Origin of the sequence: Rhodococcus sp. BUPNP1 (assembly GCF_002215235.1) — a bacterium.
GTDB lineage: Bacteria > Actinomycetota > Actinomycetes > Mycobacteriales > Mycobacteriaceae > Rhodococcus.
This window is the reverse complement of sequence record NZ_NERM01000048.1, coordinates 1-16,276: the sequence shown is the minus strand read 5'-3', so window position 1 is coordinate 16,276 and position 16,276 is coordinate 1. Positions and strand designations below refer to the sequence as shown.

At 63.0% G+C, this 16,276-nt stretch carries 12 protein-coding genes, 1 pseudogene and 1 riboswitch; of the genes and pseudogenes, 12 read left to right on the top strand and 1 reads right to left on the bottom strand.

Annotated elements, in window-relative coordinates; all coding sequences use genetic code 11:
- Positions 1-133 precede the first annotated feature (133 nt).
- Entirely contained in the window at positions 134-1,591 is a 1,458-nt protein-coding gene (locus tag B9C99_RS24585) for an NAD-dependent succinate-semialdehyde dehydrogenase (RefSeq protein ID WP_088899673.1), read from the top strand.
- Between the two features lie 115 nt (positions 1,592-1,706).
- Entirely contained in the window at positions 1,707-2,588 is an 882-nt protein-coding gene (locus B9C99_RS24580) for a CoA ester lyase (protein ID WP_088899672.1), read from the top strand.
- Positions 2,589-3,290: 702 nt separating this feature from the next.
- On the opposite strand, the gene thiC is transcribed toward B9C99_RS24580, so the two are convergent.
- Positions 3,291-5,048, bottom strand: a complete 1,758-nt coding sequence (gene thiC, locus B9C99_RS24575; protein WP_088899676.1) for a phosphomethylpyrimidine synthase ThiC — start codon at positions 5,046-5,048, stop codon at positions 3,291-3,293.
- Positions 5,046-5,156: riboswitch (TPP riboswitch) on the bottom strand. It overlaps the preceding gene by 3 nt.
- A gap of 142 nt (positions 5,157-5,298) precedes the next feature.
- On the opposite strand from thiC, the gene B9C99_RS24570 reads away from it, so the two are divergent.
- The 10 genes and pseudogenes from B9C99_RS24570 to B9C99_RS24525 all read left to right on the top strand — a co-directional run.
- A complete protein-coding gene (locus tag B9C99_RS24570; RefSeq protein ID WP_088899671.1) occupies positions 5,299-5,637 on the top strand; it encodes a helix-turn-helix transcriptional regulator in 339 nt (112 codons plus the stop codon).
- 15 nt (positions 5,638-5,652) lie between these two features.
- Entirely contained in the window at positions 5,653-7,068 is a 1,416-nt protein-coding gene (locus B9C99_RS24565; protein ID WP_088899670.1) for a substrate-binding protein, read from the top strand.
- 884 nt (positions 7,069-7,952) lie between these two features.
- The gene (nthB, locus tag B9C99_RS24560) at positions 7,953-8,633 is read left to right on the top strand and encodes a nitrile hydratase subunit beta (protein WP_088899669.1); all 681 of its coding nucleotides are present in this window, start codon (positions 7,953-7,955) and stop codon (positions 8,631-8,633) included.
- A 63-nt stretch (positions 8,634-8,696) separates the two neighbouring features.
- Entirely contained in the window at positions 8,697-9,320 is a 624-nt protein-coding gene (nthA, locus tag B9C99_RS24555) for a nitrile hydratase subunit alpha (RefSeq protein ID WP_088899668.1), read from the top strand.
- A gap of 1 nt (position 9,321) precedes the next feature.
- Entirely contained in the window at positions 9,322-9,768 is a 447-nt protein-coding gene (locus B9C99_RS24550; protein ID WP_088899667.1) for a nitrile hydratase accessory protein, read from the top strand.
- 368 nt (positions 9,769-10,136) lie between these two features.
- Positions 10,137-11,105, top strand: a complete 969-nt coding sequence (locus B9C99_RS24545; RefSeq protein WP_216359322.1) for a HoxN/HupN/NixA family nickel/cobalt transporter — start codon at positions 10,137-10,139, stop codon at positions 11,103-11,105.
- 126 nt (positions 11,106-11,231) lie between these two features.
- Entirely contained in the window at positions 11,232-12,779 is a 1,548-nt protein-coding gene (locus B9C99_RS24540) for an amidase (RefSeq protein ID WP_088899666.1), read from the top strand.
- Between the two features lie 190 nt (positions 12,780-12,969).
- Positions 12,970-13,305: an STAS domain-containing protein gene (locus B9C99_RS24535; RefSeq protein ID WP_088899665.1), complete on the top strand. Its 336-nt coding sequence runs from the start codon at positions 12,970-12,972 to the stop codon at positions 13,303-13,305.
- A gap of 427 nt (positions 13,306-13,732) precedes the next feature.
- A complete protein-coding gene (locus B9C99_RS24530) occupies positions 13,733-14,683 on the top strand; it encodes a beta-mannosidase (protein WP_248846221.1) in 951 nt (316 codons plus the stop codon).
- Between the two features lie 1,366 nt (positions 14,684-16,049).
- Positions 16,050-16,276 (top strand): annotated as a pseudogene (locus tag B9C99_RS24525) (sigma-54-dependent Fis family transcriptional regulator); the annotation flags it as partial.

The window sequence follows — 16,276 nt, the reverse complement described above, 5'->3', positions numbered from 1 at the left end:
AGGTCGGGTGGCCAGTCCTTTCAAGCCCCACTCGAGAGTGGGCAAACCTTATGCAGCCTCGCCCGGCCCGCCCGGGTTACAGCTCAACGTAACTCTCACGAAGTAACTGCACCTACGAACTTAAGGAACCTCGATGACCGGCTTCAGCTCCCTACTGGCTGCCGTCCCGACCGGCCTCTGGATCGACGGCACTACTCGCGAGTCCTGTTCCGGTAGATGTTTCGACATTGTGAATCCTGCGACGGGCACCGTCTTGACGACCGTAGCCAACGGCAGCGTCGCCGACGCAAGACACGCGCTCGCATCGGCTGCCGAGGTTCAGCCGGCATGGGCTGCGACCGCCCCTCGCGAACGGTCGGAGATCCTTCGCAGAGCCTGGGAACTCGTCATGGAGCGGTCCGAAGAGTTCGCCCGGCTGATCACACTCGAAATGGGCAAACCGTTGGCGGAGAGTCGCGGCGAGGTGGTGTACGGAGCAGAGTTCCTCCGGTGGTTCGCAGAGGAAGCTGTTCGAATCGGCGGTCGTACCGCGACCGCACCGTCTGGAAACGGCCACATCGCGGTGATCAAGGAACCTGCGGGTCCAGCCCTGGCCATCACGCCCTGGAACTTTCCGCTCGCGATGGGGACACGCAAGATCGGCCCGGCGCTCGCGGCTGGATGCACCATCATCGTCAAACCGGCCGAGGACACTCCCCTCACCATGTTGCTGCTCGCACACGTCTTTGCTGAAGCCGGTCTTCCTCGTGGTGTTCTGTCTGTACTACCGACTCTCGATGCCCCAGACGTCGTCGGCACTCTGATGAAGGACCGTCGACTGCGAAAGGTCTCCTTCACCGGATCCACCGCCGTCGGGAAGAAGATCATCGAACAATCCGCAGATCAGATACTGAAGAGCTCCATGGAACTTGGCGGCAATGCCCCGTTCATCGTCTTCGATGACGCCGACATCGACGCCGCAGTCGACGGTGCGATGGCCGCCAAGATGCGTAACGGTGGTGAAGCCTGTACTGCCGCCAATCGACTGCTCGTACACAATTCGATCCGGGAAGAGTTCACTCGTGCTCTGTGCGATCGGATCGCCGCGACAACAGTGGGTCCCGGTTACGAAGACGACGTCACGCTTGGTCCGTTGATCAATGCCAAGCAACGCAACGCGGTTGCAGCACTGGTCGATGAAGCCGTTGCTGCCGGAGCACGCGTGCGCACGGGCGGGACACCCATCGACGGTCCCGGCTACTTCTACCAACCGACCGTCATCGACAATGTACCTGCCGGTGCACGCATCCTCAGTGAAGAGATCTTCGGTCCGGTTGCGGTCATCACAGGCTTCGACACCGAGGCCGAAGTAGTCGCGAGCGCAAACGACACCGACTACGGATTGGCTGCCTACTTCTACACGCAGAACCTCGATCGAGCGTCCCGAGTCGCTCGCGCCCTCGAATTCGGGATGGTCGGCGTGAACCGGGGCATTATTTCCGATCCAGCGGCTCCCTTCGGCGGCATCAAGCAGTCCGGGTTGGGCAGCGAGGGCGGCAGCGAAGGAATCGAAGAGTACCTCAACACCAAGTACATCGCTCTGACCCCCTGACAGTTGTTCATGGCAACTGTCCTGCAGAAATCGGAGATTCCAGGACTCGTCCGCACAGCATCGATAATCCACAACATCCACTGATTCGAATAAATACTGGAGATCGACAACAACGATGTCATTCGACTTCGAGGAACCCGATGCAGCCCGGGAAGCGCGAACCGAGCTGGCACGCCTTGCCCGATCATGGCTACTCGTCCCCCCTACCGATCTCGCTCGGTTGCATACCGCGGTCGCTACCAGTCCGGACTGCCTTGTCCTCGATCTCGAGGATGGAGTGCCCTACAGGGAGAAAACATCTGCACGGACAGTTGCGGCGCAGTGGCTTCGCGACAGAGTCGGTTGGGTCCGAGTCAACGACGCTTCGACCCGTGAACTTGCACTCGACCTGGAAATACTCCGCGATTCCCCGGGCCTTACCGGAATTGTTCTTGCGAAAACCGAGAGTCCGCAAGACATCGACATCGTGTCTGCCGCACTCCCCCATGTCCCGATCGTCGCTATGGTCGAAACTGCTTCCTCGCTTCGTCAGGCCGACCGTATCGCTGAATGCTCACCGGTCGTGCGCTTGGCCTTCGGCATCAGAGACTTCTGCAGCGACCTCGACATCGATGGGACACCAGAAGGCCTGGCGTATGCCCGCTCGACCCTCGTCATCGCCAGCAAGACGGCGGAAATCGCAGCGCCTATCGACGGCCCGACCGCTGCGGATGATCGGGATACCGTCGCAGCCGACATCGACACAGCCAAAAAGTTCGGCATGACCGGAAAATTGTCGGTTCGGGCGCGTCACGTCGACACGATCAACGAGAAATTCTCCCCGTCGGCCCATTCAGTCTCACAAGCGCATGCCACTATCGCCGAACTCGGCCCCTGCGGGGAGAACATCGAGACGGGAGCCGATCGGCCGCGCTTCATCTCAGCCACTGCCGTGCTCTCCAGATCTCGGTACTTCGGCCGCTTGGAGGCGACCAAATCCGCCTCTCTTGCCCAGTAGTCGGCGCGTTCACGCTGCTCTGATCGGCACCGCCAACGCTGCAAGGGTCTCGGGTGCGGTGTACCTGCCCGGGTCAAGAACCCGCAAGGCATCATCGAGAAGACTGATTACCGCGCGGAGATGGTGGACAACGCCGCCGCGCGAGGTCGACGCCGAGCGAATGCGGGATGGTCCGGACGCGTTCCAGCACGTGTGCAGCGACCGCCGATCCCGGAAGCAGAATCGACCGGGCCGACGATCACGACCGCTCCCCCGAGACGGCCGCCTGCCGTGACACGGTGAGGGGAACGGCAACCCGCACCGTGTCACGGCCGGCGTCGAGACCACCCGGGCAACTACTCCTCGGTGCCTCGAAGCTGAGCGAGTCACAAGTGCAGGTCACCCCCGATTCGGCAGCGAGGTGGGCGATGTCGTCACCGCCTCGCCCGCCGGCACCCGATCACTGCTACAGCGAACCCCGCTCACACATGGGCACTTTCGTTGAGCACGAGTGGATACCGCCGCTGAATCTCATTCCCCTCGTGCTCGAACCCGGACGGTCGCCGGCACCGCGAAACCGCACATCGATGCCGACTCCGTCCTCGACCACCTTCGTCATCGCGACACAACGCCACCCGGCAGAGCAAGTGCGGGCGTGCGTCACGCCGCTGAGGGCGTTGCGTCCGTGTCCTCCCGTCACCTGGACTCAACGCCCCTGCGACCTCAGTTGTCCTGTGTCACACGCTTACTTTCGGAGGACAGGACAGTAGGGGCATCCAAATACACCGTGCTGCCGGCGGCCCTGAACTGGTCGGACATATGTTGCATCCCGGCGACGGCGGCCTGGTCGGCGGCGTCACCGAACCTGGTCCGGATGTCTTGGGAGATACGCATCGAGCAGAACTTCGGCCCACACATCGAGCAGAAGTGCGCCGTCTTGGCCGGTTCAGCCGGAAGCGTCTCGTCATGGAACTGCTCGGCCGTATCCGGATCCAGCGACAGAGCGAACTGATCCCGCCACCGAAACTCGAAACGCGCCTTCGACAACGCGTCGTCACGCTCGACGGCACCGGGATGGCCCTTGGCGATGTCGGCAGCATGAGCGGCGATCTTGTACGTGATGACCCCGGTCTTCACGTCGTCCCGATTCGGCAGTCCCAGATGCTCCTTCGGGGTGACGTAACACAGCATCGCGGTGCCATGGCGGGCGATCTCGGTGGCCCCGATCGCGGAGGTGATGTGGTCGTAGCCCGGAGTAATGTCGGTCACCAGCGGCCCCAGGGTGTAGAAAGGCGCTCCATGACATAACTTCTGCTGACGCTCCACATTTTCCCGTACCCGATGGATCGGGATGTGGCCAGGGCCTTCGACCATCACCTGAACGTCGTGAGCCCAGGCACGGGTGGTCAGTTCGGCAAGGGTGTCCAGTTCAGCGTACTGCGCGGCGTCGTTGGCGTCGGCGATCGACCCCGGTCGCAGCCCGTCCCCGAGGGAAAATGCCACGTCGTAGCGGGCGAAGATCTCACACAGTTCGTCGAAGTGGGTGTAGAGAAAATTTTCCTCGTGATGGGCGAGGCACCAACCGGCCATGATGGACCCACCTCGGGAGACGATGCCGGTGAGCCGCTCGGCCGTGAGCGGTACGTAGCGCAGCAGCACTCCGGCGTGGATGGTCATGTAGTCCACACCCTGCTCACACTGCTCGATCACGGTGTCGCGGAAGATCTCCCACGTCAGCGCATCGGCCTGGCCGGCGACCTTCTCCAGAGCCTGGTAGATCGGCACCGTGCCGATCGGCACCGGGGAGTTGCGAATGATCCACTCTCGGGTGGTGTGGATATCTTCGCCGGTGGACAGGTCCATCACAGTGTCCGCGCCCCAACGGGTGGCCCAGCGCATCTTGTCGACTTCGTCGACGATGGAGCTGGTCACCGCTGAGTTGCCGATGTTGGCATTGATCTTCACCAGGAAGGACTTGCCGATGATCATCGGCTCGGACTCGGGGTGGTTGACGTTGGCGGGGATGATCGCCCGACCCGCCGCCACCTCCGAGCGCACCAGTTCCACGTCGCAGTTCTCCCGCAGCGCCACGAACCGCATTTCCTGGGTGATGATTCCCGCCCGGGCATAGTGCATCTGCGTGACCGTCCGGCCTGTCTTCGCTCGCACCGGGACAGGTCGGGGCCCCTTCCACTCCCGGGACGCCTCTCCACGCCGCACCGCCGAGCGGCCATCGTCGAGCAGATCCCGTTCTCGCCCCGGGTAGTGCTCGACGTCGCCGCGAGCAGCGATCCAGTCGGCGCGCGTCGGCGGGAGCCCGACCAGCGGATCGCTATCGGGACCTGCAGTGCGGTAGACCTGCAGCGGCGGGTTCGGCACCCCGCCGGGAGAGTCGTTCAAGCGGATCTCTGTGACAGGTACACGCAGGTCGTGTTCCTCGTCGTGGACATAGCTCAGGGCATGCGAATTGGGTGCACTCATCGGAATCGTTCCTACTTCCTTCGCCGGCATTACCCGGGCAGGTTCGACGGTCGCAGGCTGCCTCAGCCCGATCTCAGCCCCTGCAATAGGGCTCCCGTGGGGACGGCACAGACCCTAACACCCGGCTTCTCCCGCTGCAGATGTAGCTGGTCCGGTCGTCGGAGCGGTGCGAAGTCGGCCCGTCCTGTACGAGCTACGAGGAGGTACTCTTCTATATGTCATTGACTGTTGACTCGAGGAGATCGGGATCTTGTCCGCACAGCTGGCCTTCGATGCCCTCGCCGACCCTGTACGGCGAGCCATTCTCACTGTGCTGGCAGAGCGTGACGAGTGCAGCGTCAACGAACTGGTCGACCAGATCGACAGCGTGGGACGCACCGGCGTCTCGAACCACCTCCGGATCCTGCGGTACGCGGGCCTGGTCACCGAACGTAAGGCCGGACGCTTCCGTTTCTACTCGATCGACCCGGCCGGTCCCGCACGCGATGTCATTGCAATGTTGCAGGAATTGTTCCGAGGAGCCCTGTCAGATGCCGTCGAGGCCGCAGACCGCACCGCTGCCACCGACACAACCTTGCGACGTGCATAGCTTCCAGGAAACACGGTGACCCAGCTCGTACTGCACGCCGAAGAGTGGACCGCATCCCCACCCTCGGTGGCCTACAGCCTTTTCGGAGCAGGCGACGAGGCGGGATGGCTCTTCGGCGCGGTATGCGATCGGGTCGAACCCGGCGCTGCCGTGCGTATGGCGGTCCACCTCAGCGGTTCCGGCGCAGAACCGGTCGAAATCCTCGGCCGTATTGCTGCCGCACGTCCGCATGCGTACCTCGATATCGTGCACGACCAGCCCTGGCGAGGGCGTATCAAACTCCGTTTCGAAGCCGCAAACGGTGGTACGAGGGTTCGGCTCATCGCCGAACTCGACCAGCCCGGATTGGAATGGTTGATGCGGCGTCGAGGGTTCCCTACCTCTCGAAACGCCTCTTCCCATCCCCGTCTGGGATTGTTGACGTCGAAATCCGGACCCGGCAGCCTCTTCGCCACCTCGATTGACAACGCCGCCATGCTGGCACTGGAGGAAATCAATGCCGAGGGCGGTATCCACGGCAGTCCAGTCGAGTTGATCGTGGGTGATGACGCCACAGACCCGCAGACCGGCGTCATGGAAGCGCGACGACTCGTCCAGGCAGGCTGCCGGACCATTCTGGTCGCCGCCACATCGGCTACCTACACCGCCGTTGCCGAGGCGCTCAGTGATGCACCCGTGCTGCTGGTACAGCCGGTCATGAACGAAGGAGGGCGCGGCGATCGTCTCCGCCTCCAGCTCGGTGAGCGGCCGGACGACCAGTTGGCAGCAGCCGTGAAACCACTCATGCGGATGGAGGGGGTGCGACGATGGTTTCTGGCCGGCGACGATTATTGTTGGCCCCGTACGACACACGGCCTGGCACGCCAACTGTTGCCTCGGTACGGCGCCGGAGTCGTCGGGGAAAAGTTCGCGTCTCTGGGAACTCGTGACTTCGCCCCGATCATCGAATCGATCCAGAAATCGGGTGCCGACATCGTACTGTCGACCTTCGTCGGAGCTGATGCTGTTGCGTTCGAGCGGCAATGCTATGCAATGGGATTGCGGGATCAGTGCATCACTCTGGCGCCCGCCTTGGAGGAGTCCACGCTGACGTACATCGGCGACGAAGCGGCCCGTGGCCTCTACTCCGTCTCGGGGTACTTCCAAGGATTACAAACGGAAGGTAACGCCTCGCTTCTGAAGAGGTACCGGGCGCAATTCGGTCCTTGGGCACCGCCGCTGTCGACGTTGAGCGAGTCTGTGTTCGAGGCAGTTCACATATGGTGGCAAGCGGCCCGGAAAGCCGAGGATAGCGAGCGGATCGCCGCGGCAATGCGTCACGGCGAGTTTCAGCTACCGCGGGGCACCGTCACCTTGAGCGAGGACCGACTCAGGCAGCAGCTCCATTTGACGAAAGCGACCGGCACAGAACTGTATCCTGCCCTCGGATGAGTTGAGACCTCGCTTGCTGATACCGAAGACCAGGGCATATGCCTGGTCATATCGGCGTGCTCGCTCCGTCTGCAGTTTCGTTCCCGGCCGGACGGATGCGCAACCACCGAGCGCAACTCGGGGTCGTCTGTGCATCAGCGTCGCCAGGATTGCTTCCGGCTACGCTCGGGTCCCGCGTTACCGCCATTCGACGCGATGTCGATCCCGGTCAAGGCGACAATGACAGCTGCCAGATCCTCCTCTGTGGGATCGGGACCGGTCGCGGAGGTCGAGGCTTTCTGCGAGATCTGCTTCCCTCTCGGGGGTCGTTCTGACTTCATTCTTCGCCTTCCTTTGTGAACGTCTCTCTGCGACACTTCCGGCCACAGTCAGCATCTTTTGAGATAGCTCCGAATGCAGACGGTTCACGATTCGTTCCGGGGGCTCGACGAACGTCTTCCAGTCTCCGAAACAAACAGCAGTGTGGTCGAATTTGTGGCCGTCAGCGCGGTTGAGCCACAGAGTGAATGCGCGGCAATCGAACTCAGATTATCGGGCCATTGCCCCACTGTCCACAGCGCGTGAGCGCGATACACGTGGCAATAAAGAATGACTACCAGTACGCTCGTGCCGACACAGGCGAGTGCGGCGCTCTATTGCAGGCAACCCACACACCGGATAGGTCTCCACGATCGTACCTCCAGACGGATGGTGGGGATGTTCACTTTCTCTCTGGAGCTCCCTGGAGCCACTCGCGCCGACGCATCCACGCTCGGACAGCCCACGGTGCGGATCACCCCTGTTCGTCGGTAACAGAACAGTAACATGTCATCAGGTCATGACGTGTTGACGCATTAGACGAGGGCACATAGGGTTGGTGACTCACGGCACAAGGAGAGCATTTCATGGATGGAATCCACGACCTCGGTGGCCGCGCCGGCCTGGGTCCGATCAAGCCCGAATCCGATGAACCTGTTTTCCATTCCGATTGGGAGCGGTCGGTTTTGACGATGTTCCCGGCGATGGCGCTGGCCGGCGCGTTCAATCTCGACCAGTTCCGGGGCGCGATGGAGCAGATCCCCCCGCACGACTACCTGACCTCGCAATACTACGAGCACTGGATGCACGCGATGATCCACCACGGCATCGAGGCGGGCATCTTCGATTCCGACGAACTCGACCGCCGCACCCAGTACTACATGGACCATCCGGACGACACGACCCCCACGCGGCAGGATCCGCAACTGGTGGAGACGATCTCGCAACTGATCACCCACGGAGCCGATTACCGACGCCCGACCGACACCGAGGCCGCATTCGCCGTAGGCGACAAAGTCATCGTGCGGTCGGACGCCTCACCGAACACCCACACCCGCCGCGCCGGATACGTCCGCGGTCGTGTCGGCGAAGTCGTGGCGACCCACGGCGCGTATGTCTTTCCGGACACCAACGCACTCGGCGCCGGCGAAAGCCCCGAACACCTGTACACCGTGCGGTTCTCGGCGACCGAGTTGTGGGGTGAACCTGCCGCCCCGAACGTCGTCAATCACATCGACGTGTTCGAACCGTATCTGCTACCGGCCTGACCAGGTCATCCGGTCCACCCAGCGAGACGTCCCTTCACCACAGACAGAAACGAGCCCACCCCGATGACCGCCCACAATCCCGTCCAGGGCACGTTGCCACGATCGAACGAGGAGATCGCCGCACGCGTGAAGGCCATGGAGGCCATCCTCGTCGACAAGGGCCTGATCTCCACCGACGCCATCGACCACATGTCCTCGGTCTACGAGAACGAGGTCGGTCCTCAACTCGGCGCCAAGATCGTCGCCCGCGCCTGGGTCGATCCCGAGTTCAAGCAGCGCCTGCTCACCGACGCCACCAGCGCCTGCCGTGAAATGGGCGTCGGCGGCATGCAGGGCGAAGAAATGGTCGTGCTGGAAAACACCGGCACGGTCCACAACATGGTCGTATGTACCTTGTGCTCGTGCTATCCGTGGCCGGTTCTCGGCCTGCCACCCAACTGGTACAAGTACCCCGCCTACCGCGCCCGCGCTGTCCGCGACCCCCGAGGTGTGCTGGCCGAATTCGGATATACCCCCGACCCTGACGTCGAGATCCGGATATGGGACTCGAGTGCCGAACTTCGCTACTGGGTCCTGCCGCAACGCCCAGCCGGCACCGAGAACTTCACCGAAGAACAACTCGCCGACCTCGTCACCCGCGACTCGCTCATCGGCGTATCCGTCCCCACCACACCCAGCAAGGCTTGACATGCCCCGACTCAACGAACAACCCCACCCGGGTCTCGAAGCCAACCTCGGCGACCTGGTACAGAATCTGCCGTTCAACGAACGAATCCCCCGCCGCTCCGGCGAGGTCGCCTTCGATCAGGCCTGGGAGATCCGCGCCTTCAGCATTGCCACCGCATTGCATGGCCAGGGCCGATTCGAATGGGACGAATTCCAGTCCCGCCTGATCGAGTCGATCAAACAGTGGGAAGCCGAACACGCCACCACCGAGCAGTGGAGTTACTACGAGCGTTGGATGCTCGCACTCGAAGAGCTGCTGCACGACAAGGGATTTGTCGCAGGCGAGGAACTCGCGCACCGTACCGAGCAGGTGCTGGCAACGCCCGCCGGCGCCCATCACCAGCACGCCGTGCGTGATCCCATCGCCGTGCACGCCATCGGCACACCCACCACTGACTCCGACGGGTAGCCGGAACCTCGTCGCCGCGAACCCAGCGGGTTCACCAACGTCGAGTCGCTCCCGGAAGCGCGCCCCGTGTAACGACGACTGTTGGTGCGAACCCCGAACGCCGCGACATCAGTATCTTCCCGGTCTTCAGACCCGGCTCCACCGCGGACCTACGGAGCGTCACCGGTACCGCGGCTCGAATCGGGCCGGATCATCCCCGCACCGCACCCGCGGCACCCCGAACATTTCAGTCTCAGGCGTATCCGAAAAACGCTGCGAATCATCTGAAGGACAAGCGTTTGACCAGCACCACCATTACACCGCACCACATAGGTGGTGCCTGGACTCGAACCGAGCGTCGACGGTTGGCGTCCGTTGTCGGTGCCATCGTGATCCTGCACGTCTTGGGCGTGGCGCTGTACTTGGGATACTCGGGCAACCCGGCAGCGGCCGGGGGCCTCGCCGGATCCGGTGTGCTCGCCTACGTGCTCGGCGTTCGTCACGCATTCGACGCCGACCACATCGCGGCAATCGACGACACGACACGCCTGATGCTGCTACGGGGACGCCGTCCCGTCGGAGTCGGATTCTTCTTCGCGATGGGACACTCGACCGTCGTCGTTGTCCTTGCCCTCGTCGTGGCACTGGGCGCGAGCGCCCTAACCACGACCGAACTCGAAGGAGTACAGGAAATCGGCGGGTTGGTCGCCACCGTCGTCGCCGTCACCTTCCTGTTGATCGTTGCAGGACTCAACAGTGTGGTCCTGCGCAATCTGCTTTGCCTGTCCCGACAGGTACGCGCCGGATCGGACATCACCGGCGACCTCGAGAGCAGACTCAGTGAGCGCGGGCTGTTCACCCGCCTACTGGGCAACCGCTGGCGCGGACTGGTTCGATCGTCCTGGCACATGTACCCCGTCGGCCTGTTGATGGGACTGGGGCTCGAGACCGCCTCCGAGGTCACCTTGCTCACCCTCACCGCCTCGGCAGCCACCGGGGGCACGTTGTCGATAGCCGCTGTGCTCAGCCTCCCGTTGCTCTTCGCCGCGGGGATGAGCACGTTCGACACAGCGGACTCCTTGTTCATGACCCGCGCATACTCGTGGTCGTACCAGGACCCCCAGCGTCGACTGAACTTCAACATTGCGACGACCGGCGCCACCGTGGTCATCGGCCTCTTCGTAGCCGGCATCTACGTATGTGCACTACTGGCACACCTGCCCATGTTCGCTGCGCTGTCCCCGATCGGTGACATCTCCGAAAACTTCGAATTCCTCGGCTACGCCGTCGCAGCCGCCTTCATCCTCACCTGGACAGGCGCGTTGCTGTTCAATCACCTGAAACCTCAACGGAACTGAAGGCGCCCACGATCACATCAGCCACCGAGATACCCATAACGCTGACGGACACTTACGACACAGCGCACCGAGCGATCCCTCCCTCCCCCACTCGATGATGCTGTTCACATATTCGAAGGGAACCTCATGTCTTCGTTGACTCCCCCCAATTCCAACCAAATGTCGGCCCTGAACAACCACTTCCGATTCGGACTGACGACGCCGGAACTCGAAGAGTTCGCACCGGCCCTCGAAGCGACGCTCGCGTCCTCCGAAACCGTCGAACGCCTCTACGAGCGCACCGCGCCCGAGCCGCCTCAGCGGTCATGGACCTCACCCACGGCGGACGAGAACCCGCTGAGCGCCTGGTACGTCACCACCTCGATCAGCGAAACCGACGAAGGCCCCCTCGCCGGGCGAACGGTCGCCGTGAAAGACAACGTCGCAGTCGCCGGCGTGCCGATGATGAACGGCTCCCGAACCGTCGAGGGCTTCACCCCCCGCTACGACGCCACCGTCGTACGCCGACTGCTCGACGCCGGCGCAACCATCACCGGCAAAGCGGTGTGCGAAGATCTCTGCTTCTCCGGCGCCAGCTTCACTTCCCACCCCCAGCCGGTCCGCAACCCCTGGGACGAAAGCCGCATCACCGGCGGCTCGTCCAGCGGCAGCGGCGCCCTGGTCGCCAGCGGCCAGGTGGATATGGCAGTCGGCGGCGACCAGGGCGGTTCGATCCGCATCCCCGCCGCGTTCTGCGGCATTGTCGGACACAAACCCACCCACGGACTGGTCCCCTATACGGGAGCATTTCCCATCGAACGAACCATCGACCACCTCGGTCCGATGACGCGCACGGTCAGCGACGCCGCCGCAATGCTCACCGTCCTCGCCGGCACCGACGGCCTCGATCCCCGACAGACCCACCGGATCGAACCGGTGGACTACCTCGCGGCGCTGGCCGAACCCGCATCGGGTCTGCGCGTGGGTGTGGTCACCGAAGGCTTCGACACCCCTGTCTCCGACGCTGCCGTCGACAATGCCGTCCGCACCGCCATCGACGTACTGCGCTCGGCCGGACTTGCCGTCGAAGAAGTCTCGATCCCCTGGCACCTCGATGCAATGGCCGTCTGGAACGTGATCGCCACCGAGGGAGCGGCCTACCAGATGCTCGACGGCAATGCCTACGGCATGAACACTGATGGCTTCTACGATCCCGAACTCATCGCCCACTTCTCCCGTCAACGACTCGAGCACGGTCACCAACTGTCGAAGACAGTCAAACTCGTCGGGATGTCCGGGCGCTACACATTGGAGGTAGGCGGCGGCAAGTACTACGCCATGGCCCGCCAACTCGTCCCCGAAGTCCGCGCCGCCTACGACGCCGCCTTGGCTCGGTACGACGTGCTGGTGATGCCCACCCTCCCCTACACCGCCACCAAGATCCCGACCACGGACATTCCGTTGGCCGACTATCTGGACACCGCACTGTCGATGATCATCAACACCGCACCATTCGACGTCACCGGTCACCCCGCCTGCAGTGTCCCCGCTGACCTGGTCCACGGGCTTCCCACCGGAATGATGATCATCGGCAAGCATTTCGACGACGCGACAGTGCTGCGCGTCGCCCAGCTCTACGAACATGCAGTGGGCAACTATCCTGTCCCGCCGGCTGCAGCCGGCACCCTGACATAACCCATTCGCCCGACCGTACGAGACCACACGCTGCGAACTCGTACGGTCGGGCGGAACCGGTGACTGTCGGACACCTCCCTCCTCGACCCGGACGCGCATTCGGGGAGTGAGGACACCCAGGTCACCGTACGCCCTTGCTCTGGACGGACTTTCCCGAGAAAGGGCGCCATTGCCGAACGAAGGACTCCGCATGCAATCTTGCGAAGAACGCGTAGAGAACAGCATCCTGATGCTGCGCCCGATCGGCGTGCTGCGCGGCGCCTCGTCCGCTCGGCTGCGGCAGCGCCTGGACCGAGCCCTGGCTGACAATACCGATGTCGTCGTCGATCTCGGGAGCGTGCCCAGTGTAGATTCCACCGGTCTCGGTGTGATGATCCATGCCACCAAGACGGCCCGGACGCACTGTCGTTCCCTGACATTCGCCGCGCCCAGCGCCCGGGTGAAGGCGATGATCGAACGGACCCGCTTACAGTCGGTAATCACACTGTCGTCGTCGGTCGAGGCTGCTATGGAACGCATCCGATGATCCGCCACGCTCGAGCAGACACAGACACAGACACACACCGCTGCAGATCCGCCGGACCACGGCCACCTCTGCACTCCATCCAAATCATGGAACCTTGAGCGAAACCCATGTTCTCGAAAGACGCCTCTGGGCAGTTCACGTCGACAACTGTCACCGGTGCACCCGCGCCGACGCAGCTTGCCGATCGCGCGCGTTCGGCCGACGCAGCGGTCGCTACCCCCACGCTCACCCGTCGAGTCGGGAAGGCTGGAAACCTGGGAGAGGCACCGATATGACCTGGATGCGACTCGTCTGCATGTCGGCGATACTCCTGGTCGTCGCCCTTGCGAGCGCGTGCACCATCCCCGGACCCGGTGCAGCATCGCCAGGTGAGGACACAGGTGCGCCGACCTCCACCCCGTGGGTCTCGTATGCTCATCCGCTGCGGGTGACCACCACCGGCGGTATTTTGCACCTCGACGGTCAACCCTGGTGGCCCACCGGCTTCAATGCCTATCAACTGGCTACGGATTGGACGGTCAACGCCGGGTGCGGAGCGATGGTGGATCTGGACTCCTACTTCTCGTCTCGCCAACCGGGGACAGTGACCAGATTCAACGCCTTTCAGAATCTGGCCGTGGACAAGCGCAACGGCAAGCTGAACTTCGAACCGATCGATGCGGTGTTCGCGGCCGCCAAACGGCACCGACAGTTACTCATCCCGGTGCTCGCCGCCCAGGACGGCGCCTGTGAGGACGAGCAATACAAAACGCGCGAGTGGTATCTCGGCGGATGGAAAGAACCCACCGACATGCCGCTGAGCTACAGCGAGTGGGTTGCTGCCGCCGTCGATCGCTGGGCCGGATCACCTTCGATCGCTGCATGGGAACTACTCGGTGAACCCGAGGTCGGCGTCTGCACCACCCCCGACTGCGACCTGCACCAACGTCGGTGCCCGGAAGACTCGTCGCAGGTGCTGCGCGACTGGGTCGATGCGGCCGGGGCGGTGGCTCGTGCGCACGATCAGCGACACCTGCTCACGCTCGGTCTACTCGGGGGCGAGCAGTGCGGTCTCGCCGACGGTGGTTATGCCCTGGTCGCTGCCTCGCCCTATCTGGACGTGGTTCAGTACCACGACTACGACGATGCGGCATTCCTCCCACTGCGACTCGAGCAAACCGAGAAACCTGTGCTCGTTGCCGAGTTCGGGATCCGCGCTGGAAGCTGCCTACCCCTGACCGAACGCGCCACCCGCGTCGGTGCCCAGATCGACCGGTATCACACGATGGGCACTGCCGGGGCGCTGTTGTGGGCCTTCGTACCGGATCCTCGACCACAGGAATGCACGTACGACATCGGCCCCTTCGACCCCATTCACGGCTTGCCCCAGATGAGATAGGGACGCGCCCTGGGCCGGCGCGTCGGGGTGACAGTCGTCTCGGAGGCCACGGAACCGATTGCTCGGGCCGGCTTCCGCCACCTTCACCCATGGTGAAGGTGATGAGTACCTGTCGTCCGCGGATGCCGGTATTCTGTGTCCGGGCTCGGCGCCCACCGCGTGACGTTGTCTTCCCTCATTGCACGAATCGAACGCGATTCCGAAATTGTTTGTGCACTAGTACTTCTGATTGAAGTCGATTAGGTCGTATCGGGAGGCACCGTCGGTGCCCGCTTAGATTGTCGAGGCGGACACCGACGGCTCCCGTACCTGTCGCCGACAGGGGGCGGCGACGGTTCGTCGCAGAGCGACGAAACGGGGTTCTCGTTCTCGGTACTGCGCAGCGACTCGGACATAGTCGCGTAGCAACTCGGAACAGCAGGGGCGAGGTTCCAAGCACGGAGAACAGAATGTTGAAACAAGGCCCCGTCCTCCCCGATAGGGCGACTCGCTCCAACACCAAAAGACTAGCGAAAAACTCGCCGTAACAGCAAATTACATGGCTTTTCATCCGTTCCGATACCGCAACACCGGAGCACCCGCCCACGAGCACCGGTGACATCCTGTCCCCTTCCCATCTCCCGACAGACCGGATCTTCTTGCCAACACCGCCGACGAACGACTCCACCCCCCCTGAGTCCGGCGCCGAGCACACTCCCACAACCGTGGGTTCCGGTCGGACAGATACGGACGAGTTCCGAACGCCCGGATCAATGCCACACAGCCGACCCCACTGTCCCCGAACCCTGCCCGGCCACGAAACCCACTGGTAGCTACGCAACTCGTGGTCACGCGCAGGAACCCTGTGATATACACATACAGTTCACGGAGCATTGATGGTCGACAGTAGGGGTCACACTGCCAACCAACAGCTTTCGTGACGCACCAGCGTCGTTCCAGGGGAACACGGCGCGAACGGACGCGCGCAGACGCACGGCCTCGCCGACAATGCCAACGCACACCTCCCCACTGTTCACTTCCGCCGACTCCGCCGGACCGATCGACTGGAATGGCATCGGCCGAAACGGCCCTGGTCCTGCAGAGGAGATGGAACGCTGCACGATGAATAGCATCGTGTTCCGCCACCGTGCGGATCGACAGGCCCTCAAGACGCCGGTGAACACACTGGACAAGGTTCGCACGCACCGAAGACATGTCCAGAAGTTCCCGGTGTAGCGTTCTGGGACACTCCGAACCGGTGTCACCTCGTTTGCATAGAGTCCGTTCTCGCCGTGAGGTCTTCGGAGGTGGATGTTTGGTAACCGACCGGTTCCGTGAGCAAGCAGAAGAACACGGTTCCGATAGCTGTGAGAATCTCATACCGAAAATGCGGCCGGAGATCGAACAGTCCTGGCGCCGCTGCCTCGCAATGGGAGTGACACCCGACAGTTCTCCACTGCGCTATATCGACGACGCACCCACCGATCCGAAGCTTGTGCGTGCGGCGCGGCCGGTCCTGGATCGGTTGGCCGATCAACTCGCCGATGCACCGGTGACGATCCTGCTCGCCTCGCAGGATGCGACCATCGTCGACCGGCGGGCCGGGCAGCGGTC